Genomic DNA, 22,417 nt, shown 5'->3' on the forward strand with positions numbered 1-22,417 from the left:
CCAGCGCTGTAAATAACTGGCTATTGCTCAATATTAATCTAGGCGTATTTATGACTGTTCGGTAAGTTGATTTAATATACGCTTTTCAGAAATAGGATATGCGGCACCTAACACTTGAGCAAAACAAGATACGCGATATTCCTCAATCATCCAGCGAGCTTCAATTAATGCGGGCGGTGTTGGCATAGCGCGCGGTACTTTTGCTAGCTGCGCCGTTAAGGCTGCTTGCACTTTATTAATACTTTGCATGTGCAAACGGTCGCGAGTCGGGTCAATAGGCAGTTTTTCAACACGGGTTTCAATCGCTTTTAAATAACGCGCCACATCCGCTAGACGCTGCCAACCACAGGCTTCTACAAAACCTTTAAACACTAATTTGTCTAATTGATTTTGGATATCACTCATAGCAAAGGCGATATCTAAACTGATTTTGCCCTTAAGACGTTTTTTAATGCTTTGGTACAAGGTTAAAATCTGTTCAACCTTAAGAGCTATTTGCTCAGCAGTCGGGTTTAATTCTTGGCGAACCCAATCCTTTGCTAGCTCAAATTGAGCTTGATTACGTACATCTAACGCTTTTTGGTCTAACAACTGCTGCACGGCAGCGGCAATAATATCATCAATCAAAATTTGCACTTGACCAAAAGGATTGAAATACATCGCTAATTTGGCCTTATTCGGCAAGGCTTGCTGTAAATGTTTTACCGGCGAAGGAATGTTGAGCAACAGCAAACGTCGCAGGCCTTGGCGATGGGCATCTTGCGCCTCAAATTCATCATCAAATAATTTGATCGCGACGCTGTCTTTTTTATCGATCAGTGCCGGAAACGCTCGTACTTGATAATTGCCTTTTTGCTGCTGGTATTGCTGCGGCAAATCACCAAAAGACCATTCAGTTAAGGCTTCTTTTTCAATTCCCTTATCCGCCACCTGACGTATCGCCTTAGCAACAACACCCTGCAATTCGGCTTTTAAGTTATCGAGCATGCGGCCCTGCGCTACTAAATTATGATGATCGTCTTCAATTTTAAAATTCATCTGTAAATGCGCGGGCATTTGCGTTGCATCAAAATCTTCTGGCGATATACGCGTGCCGCTCATACGCAGTAATTGTTTGCACATGGTATCCAGTAAACTGGCACTAAAAGGTACCATGGCCTGCACACAAGCTCGGGCGTAATCAGGCGCTGGCACAAAGTTACGTCGTAAACTTTTAGGCAACGATTTGATCAATGCGATGCACTTTTCTTCCCGCAGCCCTGCCACTAGCCAATCAAAATCACTGTCATCAATTTGATTAAGCAGCGCCACCGGAATGTGTACAGACACGCCGTCATCACTGGCGGCAGGCTCAAAATGATAACTCAATTGCAGGCGTAAATTGCCTTTATGCCAGGTATCGGGAAAATCCAAGCTCGAAATATGATCGGCACTACGCTGCATTAACAAGGCTTTGCTGAAATCGAGTAAATCTGGCTGCTCACGCTTAGTTTTATTCCACCAGCCTAGAAACAGCTGCGCGTTGTAAATACCTTCAGGGATGCGCGGCTCATAAAAATCGACTAATACTTGCTCGTCGACCAAAATATCGCGGCGACGGGATTTGTGCTCAAGGGACTCAATGTCTTCAAGCAACTTTTGGTTCGCCACAAAAAATGCTTCTTGAGTTTGCAACTGCCCTTCTGCCAAAGCACTGCGGATAAAAATCTCCCGCGCTTCAACGGGATCGATAGGGCCATATTGCACTTTACGGCGATGCACCACCGTCAAGCCATAGAGCACTTGGTTTTCAAGGGCGATAACGCTACCTGGTTTTGCCTCAAAATGTGGCTCTACATAGCTTTTTTTGATCAAATGCGCGGCTAAGGGTTCAAGCCATTCAGGTTCAATTTTGGCGCAGCAACGGGCGAATAAGCGCGAAGTTTCGGTCAGCTCTGCAGCCATAATCCACTTAGGGCCTTTTTTGGCCAATGGCGAGCCCGGAAACACAAAGAATTTACGATTACGAGCACCTAAATACTCGTTATTGTTATCCTTAAAACCCACATGACTCAATAAGCCTGATAACAGTGCGCGGTGCAAGGTATCGTAACTGGCTGGCGTATCGTTTAAACGCCATTTTAAATCGTGTACGGCTTGCTTAAGTTGAGCGTATAAATCCTGCCACTCGCGCACACGCAAATAGGCTAAATACTCATCGCGGCACTTTTTACGAAACTGGCTAGCCGATAATTCTTTTTGTTGTTCTTTTAAATGCTGCCACAGGTTTATCCAGCTGACAAAGTCGGAACTGGGATCGGCAAAACGGCGATGGGCTTCGTCACTGGCTTGCTTTTTCTCCATCGGACGCTCGCGGGGATCTTGAATCGATAACCCCGCCGCAATCACTAACACTTCATTCAAGCAACCTAACTGCTGACTTTCTACCACCATACGCGCGAGACGCGGATCCACCGGAATTTGTGCTAAATTCCGCCCAAGTGGCGTTAGTACGAGTTTATTATGTTTGCTCTCTACTGCTTGTAATTCTTCTAGCAGCAAAAAACCGTCGCGGATATGACGAGGATCGGGCGGTTCAATAAACGGGAAACCTGCAATGTCGCCCAAACCAATAGCAAGCATCTGTAAAATAACCGAAGCTAAGTTGGTACGCAAAATTTCAGGATCGGTAAATGCTGGGCGATTATTAAAATCGGCCTCATCATACAAACGAATACAAATCCCCGGCCCAACACGACCACAACGGCCTTGGCGTTGATTAGCACTCGCCTGTGAGATAGGTTCAATCGGTAAACGTTGCACCTTAGTGCGGTAGCTATAACGGCTAATGCGCGCCGTGCCGGGGTCAATGACATAGCGAATGCCCGGCACAGTTAAGGAGGTTTCTGCCACGTTAGTGGCTAATACAATCCGCCGACCTCTGTGGCTATTGAACACTTTGGATTGTTCACCGTAGGATAGCCGTGCATAGAGCGGCAAGATTTCAGTATCACGATAATTGCGTCGGCTTAATTGCTCGGCCGTATCGCGAATTTCTCGCTCGCCGTTCATAAAGATTAATATGTCGCCAAGGCCTTCGCTCACCAGTTCATCAACAGCGGCAAAAATGCCTTCGATTTGATCTAAATCGGCATCGCTGTCTTGCACCAATGGTCGATAACGGGTTTCTACCGGAAAGGTACGCCCTGACACTTCGATGATGGGCGCATTGTTAAAATGCTTAGAAAACCGCTCAACATCTATGGTTGCTGACGTAATAATGACTTTAAGATCAGGGCGTTTTTTGAGAATTTGTTTGAGATAACCCAAAATAAAGTCGATATTGAGACTGCGTTCGTGGGCCTCATCGATGATGATAGTGTCGTATTGATCAAGATTGCGATCGGACGTTAATTCCGCCAGTAAAATACCGTCGGTCATCAACTTAATATATGAATCACTTTTAAGTGCATCGGCAAAACGCACTTTAAAGCCGACGACTTCCCCAAGCGGGCTTTGTAATTCCTCAGCAATGCGGCTTGCCACACTGCGGGCAGCTAAACGTCTTGGCTGGGTGTGGGCTATCATGCCGCGACACCCCAAACCCAGTTCTAAACAAATTTTAGGTAACTGAGTGGTTTTACCCGAACCGGTTTCGCCGGCAATAATCACCACTTGGTTACCCGCAATCGCGCGAGCAATATCGTCGCGCATCAGAGAAACGGGTAGATTCTCAGGATAGTTGATTTTAGGGCGCGCATTACGGCGCAGCTCAACCTTCTCAAACGCCGCCTGCGCTTGCTTACTCAGTTGGGCTAAGGTTTGAGTTTTTTTATCTGAGTCGACTTCTTTATTGAGCTTAAATAAACGGCGACGGATCCGCGACGCATCGCTCTGATAACAAAGATTAAGAAAGGCGTTCGATAGCGGATGTGTGTCTGAGTTCAAATGCAAATTCCAGTGCTAGCATCAAAAATGGCGATCCTAGCAAGGAAATTGACGCAATGGTATGGCTAATTTACGCTGCACTGAGGATAAAGCGTATCAATTCCCCATTGGCACGGCTTAGATTAAACCGGTGACAGATAACATTGCTGCATATAGATATTCATCGCTTTGAGTACATTAGTGCGATTAATGGTACCTATCACTTTGCCGTGCTCGACCACAGGGTACACCTTAGGTTTAAGCCCAAGCATTTGTTCAGCTAAGTGTAAAATACTGTCATCTGGCTCAACAAACAGTACTTCAGTACGCATACAATCTTTTACGACCGAAGTCATATCGCAGTGATAACTGCTCTTAATCATCACAGCAAGACAATCCTGTTGGGATAAAAAACCGACTAAGTTGCCCAAATCATCAACCACTGCGGCGCCCATTTTATTATTATCCAATAGTTTTTCGACCGCAGTCGCAAGCGACATATTGACGCGTAATAATACGGGTTGGCGGTCCATATGATCACGGATTTTAATTAAGTCCATTGTCTTTCCTCGCATGATATTTCCCTCGTACTAACTTAAGCTTTAGTCTAGTCAAAATATCGTGATAATGGTGTGATAAATATCGATTGAACTCATCTAGTGCATAAAAAATATAAAAAAGTGGTGCTAAAAAGCACCACTTAATTTCATCACTCAATCATATTTACATTATTTTTCATGGCTGGCAGAACGGCTAAACACGCCAGTAAACACCTGCCAAGTAACAGCCAATGCACCAACAATAAATACTATATCGCCGATTGTGCGCACCCAGCGTAATGTCACCAATGTCTCGCTTTGTAATAGCGCTTCACTGCGAGCATACCAAAGCCCTTCGGATGCACTAGCGATAAACTGGATAATGCCTACCGGTAATAAACTGGTAAATAACATTAAGGCTAAGCCGATATTCATCCACCAAAACGATGTTTTCATTAAACGTTCGTTAAATATCAACTGTGGACGAATATACCTTAATACTAGCAACGTAAAGCCAAGCGCTAGGAAGCCATAAACACCAAACAATGCGGCATGAGCATGGGTTGCTGTTGTATTAAGCCCTTGAATATAATACAAAGAAATAGGAGGGTTAATCATAAAGCCTAATACACCGGCACCCAACATATTCCAAAATGCTACTGCAACAAAATACATTATCGGCCACTTTACGTTTGCCATCCAAGGCGCACGATCTTTTAATCGATAGTGTTCCCAAGCTTCATAACCAAGCACAATTAAAGGAACAACTTCAAGCGCACTAAACGTCGCACCCACAGCCATGACTGGCGTTGTTGTACCCGAAAAATATAAGTGATGGAAAGTCCCCGGAACGCCGCCTAACAAAAACATAGAGGCCGAAGCTAACGAAGCTACGGTTGCCATGCGTTTGGTAACTAATCCCATGTTAAAGAAGATAAATGCTAATGCTGTCGTAGCAAATACTTCAAAGAAGCCTTCTACCCATAAGTGCACAATCCACCAGCGCCAGTATTCCATGACTGAAATGTGCGTGCGTTCGCCATAGAAAAATCCAGCACCATAAAATAAACCGATGGCTATAACTGATAACATAAAGAGGACTAAGAGATTTTTATCGCCTTTTTGCTGTAATGCAGGTGTGATACAACGCATCATCAATACTAGCCAAAAAACGATTCCAGTAAATTTACCTATTTGCCAAATTCGCCCTAAGTCAACGTATTCATAACCTTGATGGCCTAACCAGAAACTCAGGTTAGCAGGCATGATTTGTGCAATTGCTAAGTAATTACCAATAAACGAGCCCACAACAACAATCACTAATGCCCAAAATAATATATCAACGCCAATTTTTTGGAATTTAGGATCCTTACCGCCATTAATCACCGGGGCCAGAAATAACCCAGCAGCAAGAAACCCAGTAGCAATCCAAAATAGTGCAGACTGAATATGCCAAGTACGCACTAAGCTATACGGGAACCATTCTGAGGTTTGGATACCGTAAAAACTTTGTCCTTCGATGGTGTAATGTGCGGTAAAACCGCCGATAAACACTTGGAATGTAAATAAAGAAACAATTAAAACGAGATACTTTGCTAAGGCTTTTTGTGAAGACGTTAAGTTAAACGACAAAATAGGATCGCGCTCTGGAGCAACAGGCTCGCCATCTTCTTTACGCAAAAATGCCCATGCCCAAACTAATGCACCAATACCTGCCACCAAAATAACCACACTGATGATGGACCAAACAATGTTTTCAGTGGTGGGTTTATTGTCAATTAATGGCTCATGTGGCCAGTTGTTGGTATAAGTCGCGGTACCGTCGGTACGCTCAGTTGATGCTGCCCACGCAGTCCAGAAAAAGAATTCAGATAAACGCGCTCGCCGCTCTGGATTTGGCAGCGTGACTTCTTTCATCGCATAATTTTCGCGGGTCTTTTTCAGTTCAGGCGCACCACCGAAAAGAGCATTGTAATAAGCTCCAGTTTTTTCAATTGCCTGAATACGTCTTGGTGATAACGTTACAGTGTTATTTTCTACGTTATAAGTATTCGTTCTGTATTCTTTTTTCAGCTCATAACGCAACATATGTTGCTGCTGCTCGGTGAGATCAGCATACGGACGCTTAAATTCACCTTCCGCGGCTAAATCTAACCAAATAAGTAGTTCGCGATGCAACCAATCCGCCGTCCAATCCGGTGCTTGATAAGCCCCATGACCCCATACTGAACCCAATTGCATACCACCAACGGATTGCCAAGCCGTTTGACCATCTAATATTTTTTCTTCGGTCGTTAAAATGTCACCATTTGTCGACACAAACGATGCTGGAATTGGCGGCGCGGTTCGGTATATCTCAGTACCATAGTAACCTAATATAGAGAACGTCACTGCGACGACCCCTAATAAGGTCCACCACAATTTCTTATACTCTCCCATGGTCTTTCTCCTTTTAATTTGTGTTCTATTCCTTAAAAAAGAATATTTTCCCAAGTAAATATGAATATCATTAACGAATTATTAAAAATGATTGCCGATAATTCGGCTATTTTTCAAACACTAAAGTCAATCTGATTTCACGCGTCATTCAAAAATATTGAAGATAGCCTATATATCATTTCGATATAGACTATGGACCAGTATAGTCATTTAAGCTAATTCACTTTAATGCTATTTAACAATAATCACATTATTAACACACAGCAGCTTAACTTTTAACCGTGCAAAATTTCTAGTCACTAAATTATGTAGCTTTGCCACCTTATCTGCGGATCAAACATATCACCAGCCGACGAGAATGAACTTTGCATGTGTTTATTGGGTTAAATGACAAGCGAAACGCTAACAATATTTTAAAAAATATCTTTTAGACTGGCTCGAAATGACACATATTTTGAAAAGTGGCGATTGCTATATCCCGGTTTTAGGCCATATGTTGCAACCGATTTTAAAGCGATGTGCATAGCAAATAAATACGGGGAGAGTCACTCGTATTGAGGCAACACAAGCTTAAAAATGACTTATTTCATCTTAGGGCAAAGTCACTTACCCAAAAAAAGCGAGCACTAGGTTAGTAGCACTCGCTGTTAACGATTTCAAATCCACCTTCGTGATGACTTAAACCATGAGCTTTAGCGTATTATTCATCTTGCCAAATCAGCACTTGAGCGGGTTCGCCATTGCTGCGAGTGGCACGGTACATACCTTCGGTATTAAAAGGCGTCGCAATATTACCGCGCTGATCGACAGCAATCACGCCACCAGAACCACCGGCAGTAATAAGGCGTTGATTAATCACTTCATCGGCCGCCTGAATGATCGACTTTTGCTGGTATTTCACCTTAGCGCAAATATCTCCAGCCACTAAATAACGAATAAAAAATTCACCATGCCCAGTAGCTGATACAGCGCAAACGCCATTTTCGGCATAGGTGCCCGCGCCGATCACAGGAGAGTCGCCAATACGGCCAAAACGTTTAGCTGTCATCCCGCCAGTTGATGTCCCTGCGGCTAAGTTACCCTTTTTATCTAAAGCAACTGCGCCGACTGTACCAAATTTATAATCGAGATCTTGCATCTTAACACTGGCAACTTGTTCAGATTTAGCCGCTGCTTGTAGCTTTTCCCGTGCATCGAGCAATTGCTGATAGCGCGCGTCAGTATCAAAATGACTATTCGGTACTAAGGTAAAACCTTGAGCCAGCGCAAATTCTTCTGCACCTGCACCAGAGAGCATTACATGTTCGGATTTATTCATTACCGCTAAAGCTAAATCTATCGGGTGGGCGATATGGCGCACGCCCGCTATTGCACCTGCATTCATGGTTTTGCCATCCATTATCGCAGCGTCTAATTCATGACCGCCGTCATAGGTGTAAACCGCGCCGAGGCCTGCATTAAATAAAGGACTGTTTTCGAGAATATTAATCGCGGCTTGAATTGCCACCAAACTGTCACCGCCCTCTTCCAATATTTTTGAGCCTTTATCAACCGCTTCTTTTAACTTATCTTTATAAGCTTGGCGTTGTTCTGGGGTGAGATTGGCCTTAGAAATCGTGCCCGCACCACCGTGAATCGCAATGGCATAAGGTTTATCTGCGGCAAAAGCGTTCTGCGACATAAAAAGTAGACCCGAAATAATTAAACTGAAGGTGGTTAGTTTTGTTTTCATTGTTTACATCCCCTTAAAAATTAACCTCCTTTGTAACCATTTAAGCATGTAATTTCAATCCTCTCCTTGCCTGTTGGTTTTATTCTGGCGACAATGATGGCACATCACAGGGAATTTAGAGTGCAGCCATTTTTGCAAATCACCTCACATTACTTTCGCTTTTGCTTATTTCTGATATCAATGTCAGTTATATCAGTCGCGATGGGCGCAGATAATTTTCTTCGGTTATCAGTATCTGGCGTTAATGAAGCTCTGCAACGCAATATTGTTGCTCACTTAGGTCCCTTGCCCGAATCTGAGGTGCAGCGTCGTGCCTTTTTGTTTAATGTTGAGGACAATGTCAGCACAGCGTTAGAATCGATGGGTTACTACCACGGCGAAATAGACGAAAATCTGATTGAGCATGATAAAGGGCCGTGGGAGCTTAAACTTGAAATTACCCTCGGTGAACCGACTATCATTCAATGGGTTGATATCAACTTTAGTGGCGAAATGCTCGATGATCGCGCTTTTGATCAATGGCTGGCACAAATTCAAATAAAACCTGGTGATATATTAAATCACGGTGCTTATAGTGAGATGAAATCACAATTGGTTACCTTAGCTTTAGCGCGCGGCTATTTTGATGGTGAATTTACCGAATCCCAAATTAAAGTGAATCGCGACCTGAATACTGCCAAAATCAGTTTACATTTTGGCTCTGGTAAACGTTATAAATTTGGCCAAGTGAGCTTCGAAGGACATAGCTTAGAGCCCGAGATATTAGATGACCTCATCCCTTTTAAAGCCGGCGCTTCTTATTCAACAAGGCGTGTGAGCGCACTTAACCGCCAGCTACTCGATACGGGTTATTTCGCCAATATTAAAGTCATTCCACAAATCGATGATGTTGATGACAGTCAAATTCCGGTGCGAGTCGAGTTAACCCCCAAGGCCAGCCACGCCATCGAACTCGGTTTTGGTGGCGATATAGGAAAAACGGACCAAGCTTTCGACCCCAGAGTCCGGGTGACATGGCGCACACCACAAATCAATAAATACGGCCACTCACAGGAGACCAGTTTAGAATGGTCGCCTGATAGACCAAAATTATTAACCACTTACACAATTCCGCTGACGCATCCTTTGGATGACCAACTGAAAATCCGCGTTGGGTTATTGCGAGATAAATACGGTGTTACCCAAGTATACGATGCGGATAATCGCGATTTTACTAATACGGGACAACTAGAATCTACCAAGTATCTTATTGGGCTACTACGTCAACAAAGGCTAGATAATCAATGGTTAATGAATTACTCCCTTGAGGCCATTCACGAGCTATATACCCAGTCAGACATCGACTATATGCCGACGTTTTATTTGGCTGGGATTAACTTTTCTCGAACGACGCGTGGTGATAATTCCCTTGATCCTAAATCAGGATTTAGACAAATTTACAGCCTAGACTATGCCGATCCCTACTTGGGTTCTGAAACCCGTTTAGCTCGTCTGCAAGCCAAATTTAAATGGATTGATACCTTCTTTGATAAACACAGAATCGTGTCGCGCATTGATTTAGCCGCCAACTTAGCCAACGAGAACGAACTGGCAAACATTCCACCCTCATTACGTTATTTTGCCGGTGGTGATCAGAGTGTGCGTGGCTATGGTTATCAAGAACTCGGGCCCTATTTAGACTATATTGCCGACGATGGTTCACTCAACCGCGAAGTCATCGGTGGCCGCTATTTAATGGTTGGCAGTTTAGAATATCAATATTATGTAACTCCAACTTGGCGAGTAGGCACTTTTATTGATGCGGGTAACGCTTTTGATAACAATCAATTTGAACCAGTAGTGTCAGTTGGCGGCGGCATACATTGGATTTCACCTATTGGCCCAATAAAACTGGATTTAGGGGTTGGATTGAAAGAAACCGATACCATTGAGCGGTCATGGCGCATTCACCTGACAATGGGGACAGATCTATGAGTACCCCCACAGAGCAGCATCCCACCGTGCAAGATGCGGAAAACACCCCGAACACTGAAGTAGGTGATGCAATTAGCGCATCTGTAACGCTATCAGTATCGTGGCTACAAAAATTATGGAGAAATTTCAAACTGTGGACACGTATTATTATTTATGTGCCCTTAACTTTATTAGTTGTGATAGCGCTATTGCTAGGCACAGAATTTGGCTCGCGCATTACCGTTGGACTTGCTAATCAATTGGTACCCGATGTTGGGCTGACTTATACCTCAGGATCAATTAATAAAGATTTAGTGTTATCCCATGCAACTTGGTCTATGGCCGGAATCAAAGTTAAGCTCGATGATGTACATTTACTGTGGCAACCGGCCTGTTTTCTACAAAAACGTTTATGTGTGAATAACTTATCTGTAGCTAAGGTCGATGTCACCATTGATACTCTTGCCCTTGCCGCAGACGGCGAAGCTGCTGTTACAGCGCAGGATGAAGCACCAAGCGAACTGCTATTACCTTTTGATATTGTGCTAGATACAGCCACACTTAACGCGATTCATATCCAAGTGGATGATATGCAATTCGCTGCAAATGAGCTTAATGCACAAGCGCAGTGGTTTACTGAAGGCTTGTCAATAAAGCAATTAACTAGCGAGGGATTATCGGTAATTATCCCCACATCGGCTGATAATGTGCAAACAGGTTCAGCAACAGGCAACAATAGTCCCACGCAAATCCCTACTGTAGCAGCGCAAGCGCAAGCACCAACAACAGCGACACCATCACCATCAACGCCAGTAAATAATAACCCCACTGAGTGGGCATTAGCTCATTTGCCAGCTGTGTTTATGCCTTTCCCTGTGACAGTCAACGCCCTAACGCTAGACAACACCACACTGCAAATTGGTGAACGCAAAGATGTCTTTAGTCATGTTGAATTACAAGGCCGCTTTCGTGAATATCAATTGACCCTAGAGCATTTGCTGCTCAACCATACCGATGGTAATGCCGATATTACTGGCAGCTTAACCCTAGATAAAGATTATCCACTTGATTTAGAGATTAACCTTAACCTTCATCAATTAGCAGAATTACCCGAACTCACTCAGCAAGCATTAACACTAAGTTTGAGTCAAAGTGTAGGTAAATTGCAGATTGATGCAGTGGCAAAGGGCGATGCAGATCTTATCCTTAATGGTCAGATAACGCTTGGAGACCCTAACCTGCCCTACACGGTAAAATTAGAACAGGTGCGATTACAGTGGCCACTGCAAAACCCAGAATACTCAATAGATGATGTCACACTGGTGAGCGAAGGCGATTTCAATCAACAGCAGGCAAGGTTAAAGGGTCAACTCACCACACCGTTCCACAAAGTGCTCGATATAGACACTCTGGTCCACAATCAAGGGGCTAAATTAACGATTAACAAACTTGAGGCACTGGGCGCCATTGGCAAGGTAGATCTCACTGGGGAACTTGATTATCAAAAAGCCATAAGTTGGACCGCTAATCTCAAACTCAATGACATCAAACTCCAAGAGTTACTGCTGCCCCCAAAAGATGCGGCATCAACAGCAACGACTCTGCCAGACAGTTTAATTTCAGGAGAATTACGTACCCAAGGGTCGTTTGCTGCTCCCCATTGGCAAATGTCCCTAAGTGACACTGAGCTCACAGGTAGTTTGCAAGGTTATCCATTTGATATAAGTGGGGATATCAATATAAATGATGCACTGTATGTTAGTTCTAAAGGACTTAATGCCAAGGTGTTAGGCTCGACGCTAGTATTAAAAGGCGAAGCCAACGCTAACTGGGATCTTCAAGGTGAATTACAAGTGCCAGATTTTGGTTTGTGGATCCCTAAGGCAAGCGGCCAACTGCAGGCACAAATTAATGTTACCGGTGACGAAAAACATCCCCAAGTTGAGCTTACAGCACTGTTAGCTGAATTTGTTTATCAAAATATCAAACTACAAGAATCTAATTTAAAAGCCTATTACAAGCCATTAGAACAGCATGAATTTGCCATTTCATTAAAATCAAAAACTTTGCAGCTGGCAACAGAACGTATAGACACCTTAACGCTCGGTGCAAAAGGCACGATCAATGCTCAAAAACTTACCCTTAATGCCACAGGCGATCTCGGCCTTGATGCCACAGTAAGTAGCCAATACGATGTGAAAAAATCACGGCTACAAGTTGACGTCGAACGCTTAAACCTCAACACACCAATTGGCCCATGGCAGCTAGACAAGACAATTAATCTCGCTTGGGATCAAACCAAGAATCAGGGCAGTATTACGCCGTTTTGTCTGATCAACCCAAACAGTCGCTTTTGTTTAAATAACAACACCTCATTAGGTAACAAAGGCAATGCACAAGTAAGCTATTCAGGTAACCCAGGGAAATTATTAATCCCTATATTACCCACGAATATGCGCTGGGATGGGCCCGCATCATTATTAGCCAACTTTGCTTGGGCCGCAAACCGTAAGCCTACTGCTGATGTTAATCTAGACTTTACGCCTGGTAGTATCATGCTCAAACGAGCAAAAAATCGTGAAGTGACTATCGATTATCAAAATCTATCGTTGCGGGCCAATTTAGATGCAAAACAATTAACAACGGCATTAAATTTCGAGTCAGAAGGCATTGCAAGCTGGCAGAGTGAGATTAACGTCAATGTCACGCCCGATCGAGCGCTCGCAGGTTACGCCAATATAAAGCAAATCAACTTACAGCCACTTGGGGAGTTTTTTCCGCAATTAAATACAGTGCAAGGCTTACTAACCAGCCAGCTAAACTTTGCAGGTAGTCTTGATGCCCCAGAAGTATCAGGTAGCATGGCCTTAACTGAAGGCGCTTTAGCATTGACTGCCAACCCAACTTTAGTTGATAAGATTGACATGTCGATGACATTTGCAGGCCAACAGGCGCAACTCAAGGGCCGCTGGATGATGGGTAATGGTTTAGGACGAGTGAATGGTCAACTGCAATGGCCACAAGGGCAATTTAGCGGTGAGTTAGCCGTCCAAGGTGAAAAACTTGCGGTGATCCAGCCACCACTGGCTATTCTCGATGTTTCCCCTGATATCACGGTTACGTTTAGCAGTAAGCAACTGGCCGTGAAGGGGCAAATCAACGTCCCATCTGGCAATATCAAAATTGTCCCATTAGCAGAAGGCGGTATCGCAACCTCTGAGGACGTGGTGTTTGATGACTCCATCGCCGCCACTCAACCTAAAGCCAGCCCCTACGCCATAATCGCTGATCTTAATATCAATGTGGGCAATGAACTCAGAATTGATGGCATGGGCCTCAAAGGTAAACTGCAAGGTACGCTAAAGTTACAGCAACAAGCTTTCCGTCCTCCTTTGCTATTTGGCAATATCAAAGTCAATCAAGGTAGTTACAAGTTTATGGGTCAAACCCTGAAAATTCGCACCGGAGAAGTACAATTTGTGGGGCCAACCTCAGTACCTAACCTTAATATTGAAGCGATACGCGAAATTAAGAGCGAGGACTTAGTCGCCGGCGTGCGCGTAACGGGTACTCCATCACGCCCTGTCGTCACTTTATTTTCAAATCCAGCCAAAGAGCAGGCCGAAATTCTATCTTACATCGTTAAAGGTAGTGGCTTTAACAATGCGAATAATGAACAGAATAACTCACTCATGATGGGCGCAGCCTTAGGGTTAAGCTCACAGGTTGGCGGCGGCGCAATTAACAACATTGGTAATACTGCAACCGGGTTAATTGAAGAGTTTGGTTTCTCAAACGTACAACTCGATACCAACGATGAAGGACGCGTTGCGATCAGTGGTTATATTGGCGAGGACTTAATGGTGAAATATGGCGTTGGCGTATTTAACCCCGGCTATGAAATGACCGTGAGATACTATCTACTCTCTCAACTTTACCTAGAAACCGTATCGGGTACTTTAGGTCAATCTCTTGATATTTATTACAACTTCAATATCAAGTAATAAGATTAACTCAAAATCTATTTTATAGAGTTAACAGTAACGGATTCTAAAACCGCTGGATTTGAGAGACAAAAAAAGCGCCATTAGGCGCTTTTTACTTCAGTCACGGCAATTAAGCGTAAACGAAGTCAACATGCTCAATGATTGGCTTGAACACGTGGCGTTGCATAGCTTGAACACGTACACCTACATCTTTTCCATCAACAACGATAGTCAGTGTAGAAGTGTAGAAATCTTCATTAGCTTGAATGTTAATGATATCTTTGTGATCAAAAACAATAGAAACTGGCTCTTTGCCTTTGCCATAAATAACAGCAGGTACTTTAGCAGCATGGCGTAGGCGGCGGCTCGAACCTTTCCCTATTTCAGTGCGGGCTTGTGCTTGGATAGTGTAAGACATGTGTTTCTCACTTAAATTTAGAGTAAAAAATTGCCGACATTTTCGACCAATGGCGGCTCATATAAAGCGCGCGGATATTAACATAGATACCTAAAGCACACAAGAATCAGCCAATGCCTGAACATACCAATGTCTGCGTTAGTAAAATGGAGGGGTCTTTATCAAGTTAAAGGACTTGTATCATGGCGGTTACACTAAAGAAACTGCTCTGTCCTGAAAAGAAAAACTCGCGTTCTAGATCACACTGGGCTCTAAAAAAGCCTGATAAGCTCGAGCAAATTTCGATAATTGATGCGTCATAATATGTCTCATCCACTATACCAGTTACAGCAAGAGAATCGACTTTCATGCCAATTAGCCCATGAGTTAGTCTCGCTTATCGAAACTGTGCCATATCAGCAAAATACGTTAGAATTAAAATGTTTAGAATTACTCGCCTGTACCCAACAAAAAAACCATATCTTAATTATGCTGATGCAAACCACTCAGGGTGTCGACATAAAAGCGCAAAGACTTAGACAATACCAATTATCGCAGCGCTTAAGCCTATTAATCTGTCATTGGCAACAGCATCGGGAGCTAAGCATGCTAAACCAGCACTTTATTCCATTGCTGCAGCATTATTTAATTGAGGCTCAAGCCTTAGAGCAAACATTTCACCTGCAGATGCAATAATAAAAGTACTGAGTTACCAGTGTCTTACTGGGCCACAATCCACATGCACAAAACCAGAGCTGGGATAATACCCAACACCTCCGAGTTTCAGCGATAATGCGGCCTCACGTAGGGTTTTTAACTTAACGCTTGGAATGGCAATATCCATCGCCATTCCCCGCATATGGTAACTTTTCTTGGCAACACCACCACTGTTATTCGCCAGCATTGCGTTGGTTTTCGGTGATCGATAACCAGAAATCACATGTATTTCATCATCGGTATTTAAAGTCGTTTTAAGCGAATAGAGTAAATCGAATAACCGTTTATCCATTGGCGCAGCAATATTCTGACGATGATCCCGCAGTAAATGATTAAAATCTTTTAATACCTTACTTTGATAATGCCCATCAATCCAATAACTGCCGTCGTCACGTTCTCCAGTATGGCGATTAAAAAGACTTAATTCGCGGATCCCTTTTGTCGAACGACTCGCCACGGCTTTTGAAGGAATAAAAGAACATAATGCCACACCACTAAGGCCTAACAATAACTGCCTACGGGCAGGACAGATCAAAGTCACACGGTCACCTTTTTGTCTATTTTTTGGTCATCAAAGAGGCAACTTATACTGAATTAATACTAAGTTCAAGTTTTACTCGCTCGATTTTTTAGCGCAGTTTTAAAATGCCGTGTGAGTTCAATTTGTTAGTAATGCAAATAGTAAAGTGGTAAAAGCTCCCTCAACGAATATCGAGTACTGCTGCGGGCACTGCATTGGTTAACTCAGGTTCTAAGTTGTATATGTCACTGCGATAATGATCTTGGCCATTATCCTCTAGCCATGCCGTCCAATAAACAAGATGTACTGGCAGCTTTTCTGACAAAGCAAACCACTGTGCGTGGGTAATTTCTGGAACTAATTTGTCCCATAAGCGTTTGTCTTTGACTAAATGCTCTTTAAACCACTGCGCTAATTCAGCAACTTTCTCTATACGAATACAACCCGATGATAATGCTCTATTTTCTTTATTAAACAGGCTAGGCTCAGACGTATCATGTAAATACACACTAAAACTGTTTTCAAAATGAAACTTATATTTGCCTAACGCATTCTTCGTACCAGGGCGCTGGACTAATTTGTATGGAAACGAAGTCGATGCTAATGCTTGCCACTCTTCTGGCGTATGCTGCACCAATTGACCATTATAATCATACACATCAAACTGACGCTCGCTGAGGTAATGACCATTTTTTTTGATTTGCGGTAGAATATCTCGGCGCAAGATACTGCTCGGAACTCGCCAATCAGGATTAAGCACAATACTGGATATTTGACTATCTAAAAGCGGTGTTTGTCGAGACGGTTTGCCGACAATCACCTTAGACTTAAGCACTTTAGTACCGTTATCCACTAAAATCATTTCAAAAGCAGGGATATTAATCAACAAATAGCTCGACGCTAATTTACGCTCAAAAAGCCTTTTCCGAATCGTATTTTTCGCCAGTAATACCGCCCTTGCTTTAGGAGATTGATTCAACCAGTACAAGGTTTTTTTACCAATGACCCCATCCTGTTTCAGCCCATGCCTTAGTTGAAAGCGTTTAATACCTACCATTAGCTCTTCGGTATACACTTGAGCCATATCTGGCCATATGGTTAAGTCGCCCAATACTTGTAAACGTTTTGCAATAATATCAATAACTTGATTACTCATACCTACGGTCAGCTTTTCATCTAACACTAAGGTTTCCCATGGTTCTACTCTATCAAGTTGCACAAGATGGGTGATTTGTTTCAACACGCTTTGGAATGGAGTATCCATAGGGATAACGGCAGAGGTTGCTTCCACCGTTCCAGTGTCATTACATGCCGTTAATAACGTCACATAACGCCAATAACTTGCTACATTGGCTTGTATTCGGGCTAAATCTGCCGTTGATAATGTATTGGGTGAAGCGACCAGTTCACGGTAATCTTGGCTGAATAAGGGATTCACTCCCGCAAGATCTAATAACAATACCTGTGGCATTAATGCCTCAAGTTGCAGTTGAGGCTCGGGCTCTATTGCATAGAGATCTGTGCTTAACTTTGTACTTAGCTCAGTATGTGACTCATTATCTGTGTTGTGAGTTACATTCAGCGGTGTCATCTCATCAGCGGCATTAACTACACAGAAAGGTAATATAACGATAACAATGAATGTTAAATGACTACATAATAAGGCAGCCAAGCGATCACCACTGAGTCTCTTATTCCTATTTGCCTTTATCGCATTTGATGTGCGCTTTGATAACACAAAGGTATGCTGCACCAAGATAACGACAGCACAATCAAACCAACGGTAGAAAGAGCGGATGATCTTTAGCAACACCATAAACACTCCCTTAATACAGTCTGCAATCATGTCAGAGGACGAACACTACATTAAGACTATTCCACGGAGATTGATGAATTGCTAGCGCTAACTATAGATAATGAAAAGAAAAATGCCACTGAACTTCGTCAGTGGCATTTAAGACAAGCTATACGCTAATAACAATTAGCAAAAAGAAACTAAATCTTCTTCGATAAATTGTTCAGGTAATTTTTGTAAGTTACGCAGCATCTGTGGGTTGGCTAACACCATCGCCATTTCTTGACGATTAAGTAGCGCTAAAGCACTTTGCTGACAACGCGCTTCTAATACCTTCACATGCAATATCGCTTCCATCGCTTCAATTGGTGTGCCAGCGGCGCGCAAGGGTTGTTTATCAACCATAGCCAAATGTAGTTCCATTAACGTAGGATCTTTAAGAAGCTGCTCTAATGTCCAAGGTTCCGCAATAAAACCTTGGTAGGCAGTACGCGCTTCTTGTGCTTGAAGACAAATAACGGCGGGATTACGCTCCTCTGGAGTTGCGAGAATACCTGCCCGTTTGAATACTTCGCCTATTTTAACTGAACCCGTCCATGCAGAGATAGGTACGGCAAACCACAGACCAATTAAAGCAGGACTCATCCACGCTAAGAGTGTCAAAGAATCCAAAATAGCCGCATAACCTAACATAATACCCGCTAGCATGTGCCAGCGATGACGGTATAAAAGCGTCATCCAAGGCATACTGCCATCATCACGACGCTGCGGCGACCAACCACTATCCCGCCCCATCAAAATCGACATCACTGCGCCACAATGAATAAACATCATGATAGGTGCGATAAGCGCTGAGAGTATGACCTCAAAGATCACACTAAATATCGCTTTAATTCGGCCACCAACACTGCGAGCAAACTCGCCGTCTTTAAGCAGTAACAAGACACCAAATACTTTAGGGCCAAATAAAACGCCCATCGTAATGTAGAACAATCTTAATGCCCTGTCCGAGTCCATGATGGGCCAAGTGGGGAACAGTGAAAATTGGTCGGTAAAATATTCAGGTCGAATAAAGTGTGCCTGCAGAGCCAGCATCAAACCGGTCAAAATTAACATCAACCAGAAAGGTGATGATAAATAAGCCATGATACCCGTCAGTAAATGCAAACGACTCACCCAGTGCAGACCTTTGGTCGGCAAAATACGTGAATGCTGCAGGTTACCTTGGCACCAGCGACGATCACGTACGGCTAAATCTATAATCGATGGTGGGCATTCTTCGTAGGAACCTGGCAAGTCATAGGCAATAACGACGCTCCAGCCAGCACGACGAATTAACGCGGCTTCCACAAAATCATGACTCATGATATGGCCACCAAAAGGCGGTTTACCTTTAAGGTTGGGTAAGCCTGCCGCAGTCATAAAGGCTTCTGTACGAATAATCGCATTGTGGCCCCAGAAGTTACCTTCTTTTTGTACCCACCAACCTAATCCAGTGCCAATCACAGGACCATAAATACGCGCTGCAAATTGCTGTAAACGCGCCATTAAGGTGGTGCCATTGATTAAAGATGGAATGGTTTGAATCAAGCCCGCATCGGGATCGGCTTGCATACGCTGCGCTAAGCCTGTGATTGTTGACGACTCCATCAAGCTGTCGGCATCAAGCACCAATAAATGATCATAGCGCGATCCCCAACGACGGCAAAAATCCGCCACGTTACCCGCTTTACGGGCGACGTTTTTACGACGACGACGATAATAAACCCGCGAATGCTTATGAGTTTCTTGGCGTAACACCAAAAACGCCTGCTCTTCGAGCAATGCGATATCCGGATCTGTAGTATCACTTAAGATAAACCAATCAAAAGCATGACCATGTCCGGTTTGCGACAAAGTTTCAGCCATTACTGAGACCGCTGAAAATACTCTGTCAGGAGATTCGTTATAGGTTGGCATCAAAATCGCGGTACGCGTATGCAGCTGCGTCGCATCCAAGTCTTTGGCACGCGGCTTACGTAACAAGATGAGGAAACCTGCAATACCACTACAAAATGCTAAAGCAATCCAGCAAAAGTTAACCGCAAATAGTACCAGTACCAGATACTCTAAGGGCGTTATCCCACCAATACTAAATACCGCACCCATTTCATAAATAGCAAACAGAGACATTAATAAAGCGCCGCCAACCACAAAAAAACGGCGAGAGGCGCGCGAACGCACCCCATTCGCCACTGTGCTACGGCGCGGAAAACCTTCCGGCATCTTGCTTAAATTTTGCGGTTCCATCGCGCCAGGCCGTTCATTTGGCATAGCGCTACCACCGACGAGAACTTCTGTCTCGAGTACCGAGTTATCGGGTACAGTCATATTATGTTGCTCCGTCATGAACCTTACAGCGTCCAGCGATAGAGCCAGGTTTCAACCTGACGAGGAGTGGGAAATTTGAGTTCAGCACGCAGTTCGATAAGTTCTTTATCTTCTGGTTCTAACTCAAAGGCTAAGCGGTAACCATTTTTGGTAGCATTACGGGCAATCACCACATTGGTCACTACGCCGCCAGAGGCTTCAACTTTAGCAACAGGTATTTCATCCGTCATCGGGCCTTTAATTTCGTAATCAACCACAAATAAACGTCTTGGTGTTGCTTTAGCAATATCGGCACGACCACTGGCAGAACGAGACACATGCACTGCGCCTATTTTAGCGGTAGGTTCATCACCCCAGCTCATACGATAAGCAAAATGAAACTCACCGCCAGCGGGGATAGGTTGACGTGGTTTCCAATAGCTCACTATGTTGTCATGGATTTCTGACTCAGTCGGAATTTCAGTTAACACCACTGAACCTTGGCCCCAATTACCGACCGGTTCAATCCACAAACTAGGACGACGTTCATAATGGGCTTCTAAATCTTGGTATGCCTCATAGTCACGTTCACGTTGGATTAACCCAAAACCCTGTGGAGAGTTGTCTGAAAACGCACTAACTTGTAATTGACGCGGATTAGCCAGTGGACGCCACAAATACTCACCACGACCATTTAACATCAATAAACCATCAGAATCATGTACTTCTGGTCTAAAATCGTCGGTATCGTGACGGCCATTTAGCGAATGTAAGAACATGCTAGTACTTGGCGCTAGACCGACTTTATTGAGTTCAACCCGTGGAAACAGTGTCGCTTCAACATCAATCAGCGTGTTATCGCCTGGACGCACTGAGAAGGTATAAGCCCCCGCTACACTTGGGCTATCTAACAAAGCATGTACAACAATCAAATTGCTATCATTGTATGGACGCTCAACCCAAAATGCGCGAAATATCGGGAATTCTTCCCCTTCGGCATCAGCAGTTTTTAAGGCTAAACCACGTGAAGATAAGCCATAGGCATTACCTTTACCCAGAGCACGAAAATAACTCGCACCTTGAAATACCATTAGCTCATCAAAAACACCGTTAGTATTCAGTTGGTTATGAATACGAAAGCCGGAATAACCAATATCGTCATTGGGTAACGCTTGGGTAATCACTTCACCGGCTGTGAAATACTTAGGCTCATAGGCCAAATGTGTCGCTTTATTCCCCTCAACGACGGCTATTTCAATCAGATCTTGGAAATAAAAACCACGGTGGAACATTTGCATTTGAAAAGGCACACCCTGATCACGCCAAATTGACGCAGTCGGATTGAAACGGATATCACGGTATTCATCGTAGGACAGTTTCGCAAGGCCAGCAGGTAAAGGGTCTTTGAGGGCCACATAGGGTTTTGCTGCCAAACGTTTTGCGATTTTTATGACAGTCTCACCATCAAAAGCGCCTGTTTTAGTAAAGCGCACTTGATTTTTAGCCGCCGGCTGAACAATTGCTTTCGGTGGAGTAACCACAGGCACTGTCTCGGTGGGAATTGTCTCTTCAGCGTACGCGACACCAGACAGGGCGACAACAGCGCCTAGCGTCAATGAACAGATGAGTGACGAATAAGGTTTGGACGATGGGCAACGCAACAAGCTAACCATAGATAGGTAACCTAAAAAATAAACTAAAAAAATCAATGTTTTTTATATGTGCAGCGCATTTCCCCCACTCTGAATGAGTGATGAAAAAAAACAACCGCTTATATATCGCGAAAGATATCAGAATGAGAAAAAAACGCATAAGTAAAGATGCAGTTAACTCCTTCTAGACAATACTATTTAAGAATAAGTCTATACTAAAAAAGCATATAAAAATAACATTAGCATGCTTATTTATGCTTTCACAGTTACAAAACAACATTTTTTGTTCAAAATACGACATGATTGCCAATAAACAGTGCTTTGAAAAGGCTTGATTTAATGTTGCAAAACTTAAAAGGTACAGAATGTCACCTGCGACAAAAATCTGATAAAACAATACACTCTAGCGTTAAAGTCGATAAGCAGCATATT

General features: G+C 43.6%; 12 protein-coding genes. 3 read left to right on the plus strand and 9 right to left on the minus strand.

Annotated features, from left to right (window positions below; genetic code table 11):
• Positions 1-48 precede the first annotated feature (48 nt).
• From hrpA to BW947_RS12735, 4 genes are all read right to left on the minus strand, one after another.
• Entirely contained in the window at positions 49-3,927 is a 3,879-nt protein-coding gene (gene hrpA, locus BW947_RS12720; protein ID WP_425272277.1) for an ATP-dependent RNA helicase HrpA, read from the minus strand.
• A gap of 122 nt (positions 3,928-4,049) precedes the next feature.
• The gene (locus tag BW947_RS12725) at positions 4,050-4,466 is read right to left on the minus strand and encodes a CBS domain-containing protein (protein WP_076500155.1); all 417 of its coding nucleotides are present in this window, start codon (positions 4,464-4,466) and stop codon (positions 4,050-4,052) included.
• 168 nt (positions 4,467-4,634) lie between these two features.
• Positions 4,635-6,884, minus strand: coding sequence for a nitric-oxide reductase large subunit (locus BW947_RS12730; RefSeq protein WP_076500157.1), 2,250 nt, complete (start codon positions 6,882-6,884; stop codon positions 4,635-4,637).
• Between the two features lie 700 nt (positions 6,885-7,584).
• Positions 7,585-8,616 (minus strand): isoaspartyl peptidase/L-asparaginase family protein, encoded by a 1,032-nt coding sequence (locus tag BW947_RS12735; protein WP_076500159.1) that lies wholly within the window; start codon positions 8,614-8,616, stop codon positions 7,585-7,587.
• 120 nt (positions 8,617-8,736) lie between these two features.
• On the opposite strand from BW947_RS12735, the gene BW947_RS12740 reads away from it, so the two are divergent.
• Both BW947_RS12740 and tamB read left to right on the plus strand, forming a co-directional pair.
• Positions 8,737-10,590 carry an autotransporter assembly complex protein TamA gene (locus tag BW947_RS12740; protein WP_076500161.1) on the plus strand — a complete coding sequence of 618 codons (1,854 nt, stop codon included), beginning with the start codon at positions 8,737-8,739 and terminating at the stop codon, positions 10,588-10,590.
• Positions 10,587-14,573, plus strand: coding sequence for an autotransporter assembly complex protein TamB (tamB, locus tag BW947_RS12745; RefSeq protein ID WP_076500163.1), 3,987 nt, complete (start codon positions 10,587-10,589; stop codon positions 14,571-14,573). Before BW947_RS12740 ends, tamB begins: the two co-directional genes overlap by 4 nt.
• Before the next feature lie 112 nt (positions 14,574-14,685).
• On the opposite strand, the gene rplY is transcribed toward tamB, so the two are convergent.
• Positions 14,686-14,973 carry a 50S ribosomal protein L25 gene (gene rplY, locus BW947_RS12750; RefSeq protein WP_076500164.1) on the minus strand — a complete coding sequence of 96 codons (288 nt, stop codon included), beginning with the start codon at positions 14,971-14,973 and terminating at the stop codon, positions 14,686-14,688.
• A 303-nt stretch (positions 14,974-15,276) separates the two neighbouring features.
• Between rplY and BW947_RS12755 the strand changes: the two genes are divergently transcribed.
• A complete protein-coding gene (locus BW947_RS12755) occupies positions 15,277-15,648 on the plus strand; it encodes a hypothetical protein (RefSeq protein ID WP_244153254.1) in 372 nt (123 codons plus the stop codon).
• A gap of 13 nt (positions 15,649-15,661) precedes the next feature.
• Here BW947_RS12755 and mepK read toward each other — a convergent pair whose 3' ends face one another.
• The 4 genes from mepK to BW947_RS12775 all read right to left on the minus strand — a co-directional run bounded on the left by mepK (position 15,662) and on the right by BW947_RS12775 (position 22,006).
• Positions 15,662-16,210: a peptidoglycan L,D-endopeptidase MepK gene (gene mepK / locus BW947_RS12760; RefSeq protein WP_076500166.1), complete on the minus strand. Its 549-nt coding sequence runs from the start codon at positions 16,208-16,210 to the stop codon at positions 15,662-15,664.
• Between the two features lie 160 nt (positions 16,211-16,370).
• A complete protein-coding gene (locus BW947_RS12765) occupies positions 16,371-18,005 on the minus strand; it encodes a L,D-transpeptidase family protein (RefSeq protein ID WP_244153255.1) in 1,635 nt (544 codons plus the stop codon).
• 165 nt (positions 18,006-18,170) lie between these two features.
• On the minus strand, positions 18,171-20,354 hold the full coding sequence (gene mdoH / locus BW947_RS12770; RefSeq protein ID WP_076500168.1) for a glucans biosynthesis glucosyltransferase MdoH: 2,184 nt from the start codon (positions 20,352-20,354) through the stop codon (positions 18,171-18,173).
• 23 nt (positions 20,355-20,377) lie between these two features.
• The gene (locus BW947_RS12775) at positions 20,378-22,006 is read right to left on the minus strand and encodes a glucan biosynthesis protein G (RefSeq protein ID WP_076500170.1); all 1,629 of its coding nucleotides are present in this window, start codon (positions 22,004-22,006) and stop codon (positions 20,378-20,380) included.
• Positions 22,007-22,417 lie beyond the last annotated feature (411 nt).

It is taken from the genome of Shewanella morhuae (assembly GCF_900156405.1).
In the GTDB taxonomy this organism is placed as follows: domain Bacteria; phylum Pseudomonadota; class Gammaproteobacteria; order Enterobacterales; family Shewanellaceae; genus Shewanella; species Shewanella morhuae.

Bases quoted from the DNA above. Each gene is read 5' to 3' on its own strand.
- tamB (WP_076500163.1), top strand. From the start codon at position 10,587: ATGAGTACCCCCACAGAGCAGCATCCCACCGTGCAAGATGCGGAAAAC.
- BW947_RS12730 (WP_076500157.1), bottom strand. From the start codon at position 6,884: ATGGGAGAGTATAAGAAATTGTGGTGGACCTTATTAGGGGTCGTCGCA.
- BW947_RS12755 (WP_244153254.1), top strand. From the start codon at position 15,277: ATGTCTCATCCACTATACCAGTTACAGCAAGAGAATCGACTTTCATGC.
- rplY (WP_076500164.1), bottom strand. From the start codon at position 14,973: ATGTCTTACACTATCCAAGCACAAGCCCGCACTGAAATAGGGAAAGGT.
- BW947_RS12775 (WP_076500170.1), bottom strand. From the start codon at position 22,006: ATGGTTAGCTTGTTGCGTTGCCCATCGTCCAAACCTTATTCGTCACTC.
- BW947_RS12765 (WP_244153255.1), bottom strand. From the start codon at position 18,005: ATGGTGTTGCTAAAGATCATCCGCTCTTTCTACCGTTGGTTTGATTGT.
- mdoH (WP_076500168.1), bottom strand. From the start codon at position 20,354: ATGACTGTACCCGATAACTCGGTACTCGAGACAGAAGTTCTCGTCGGT.
- BW947_RS12725 (WP_076500155.1), bottom strand. From the start codon at position 4,466: ATGGACTTAATTAAAATCCGTGATCATATGGACCGCCAACCCGTATTA.
- BW947_RS12735 (WP_076500159.1), bottom strand. From the start codon at position 8,616: ATGAAAACAAAACTAACCACCTTCAGTTTAATTATTTCGGGTCTACTT.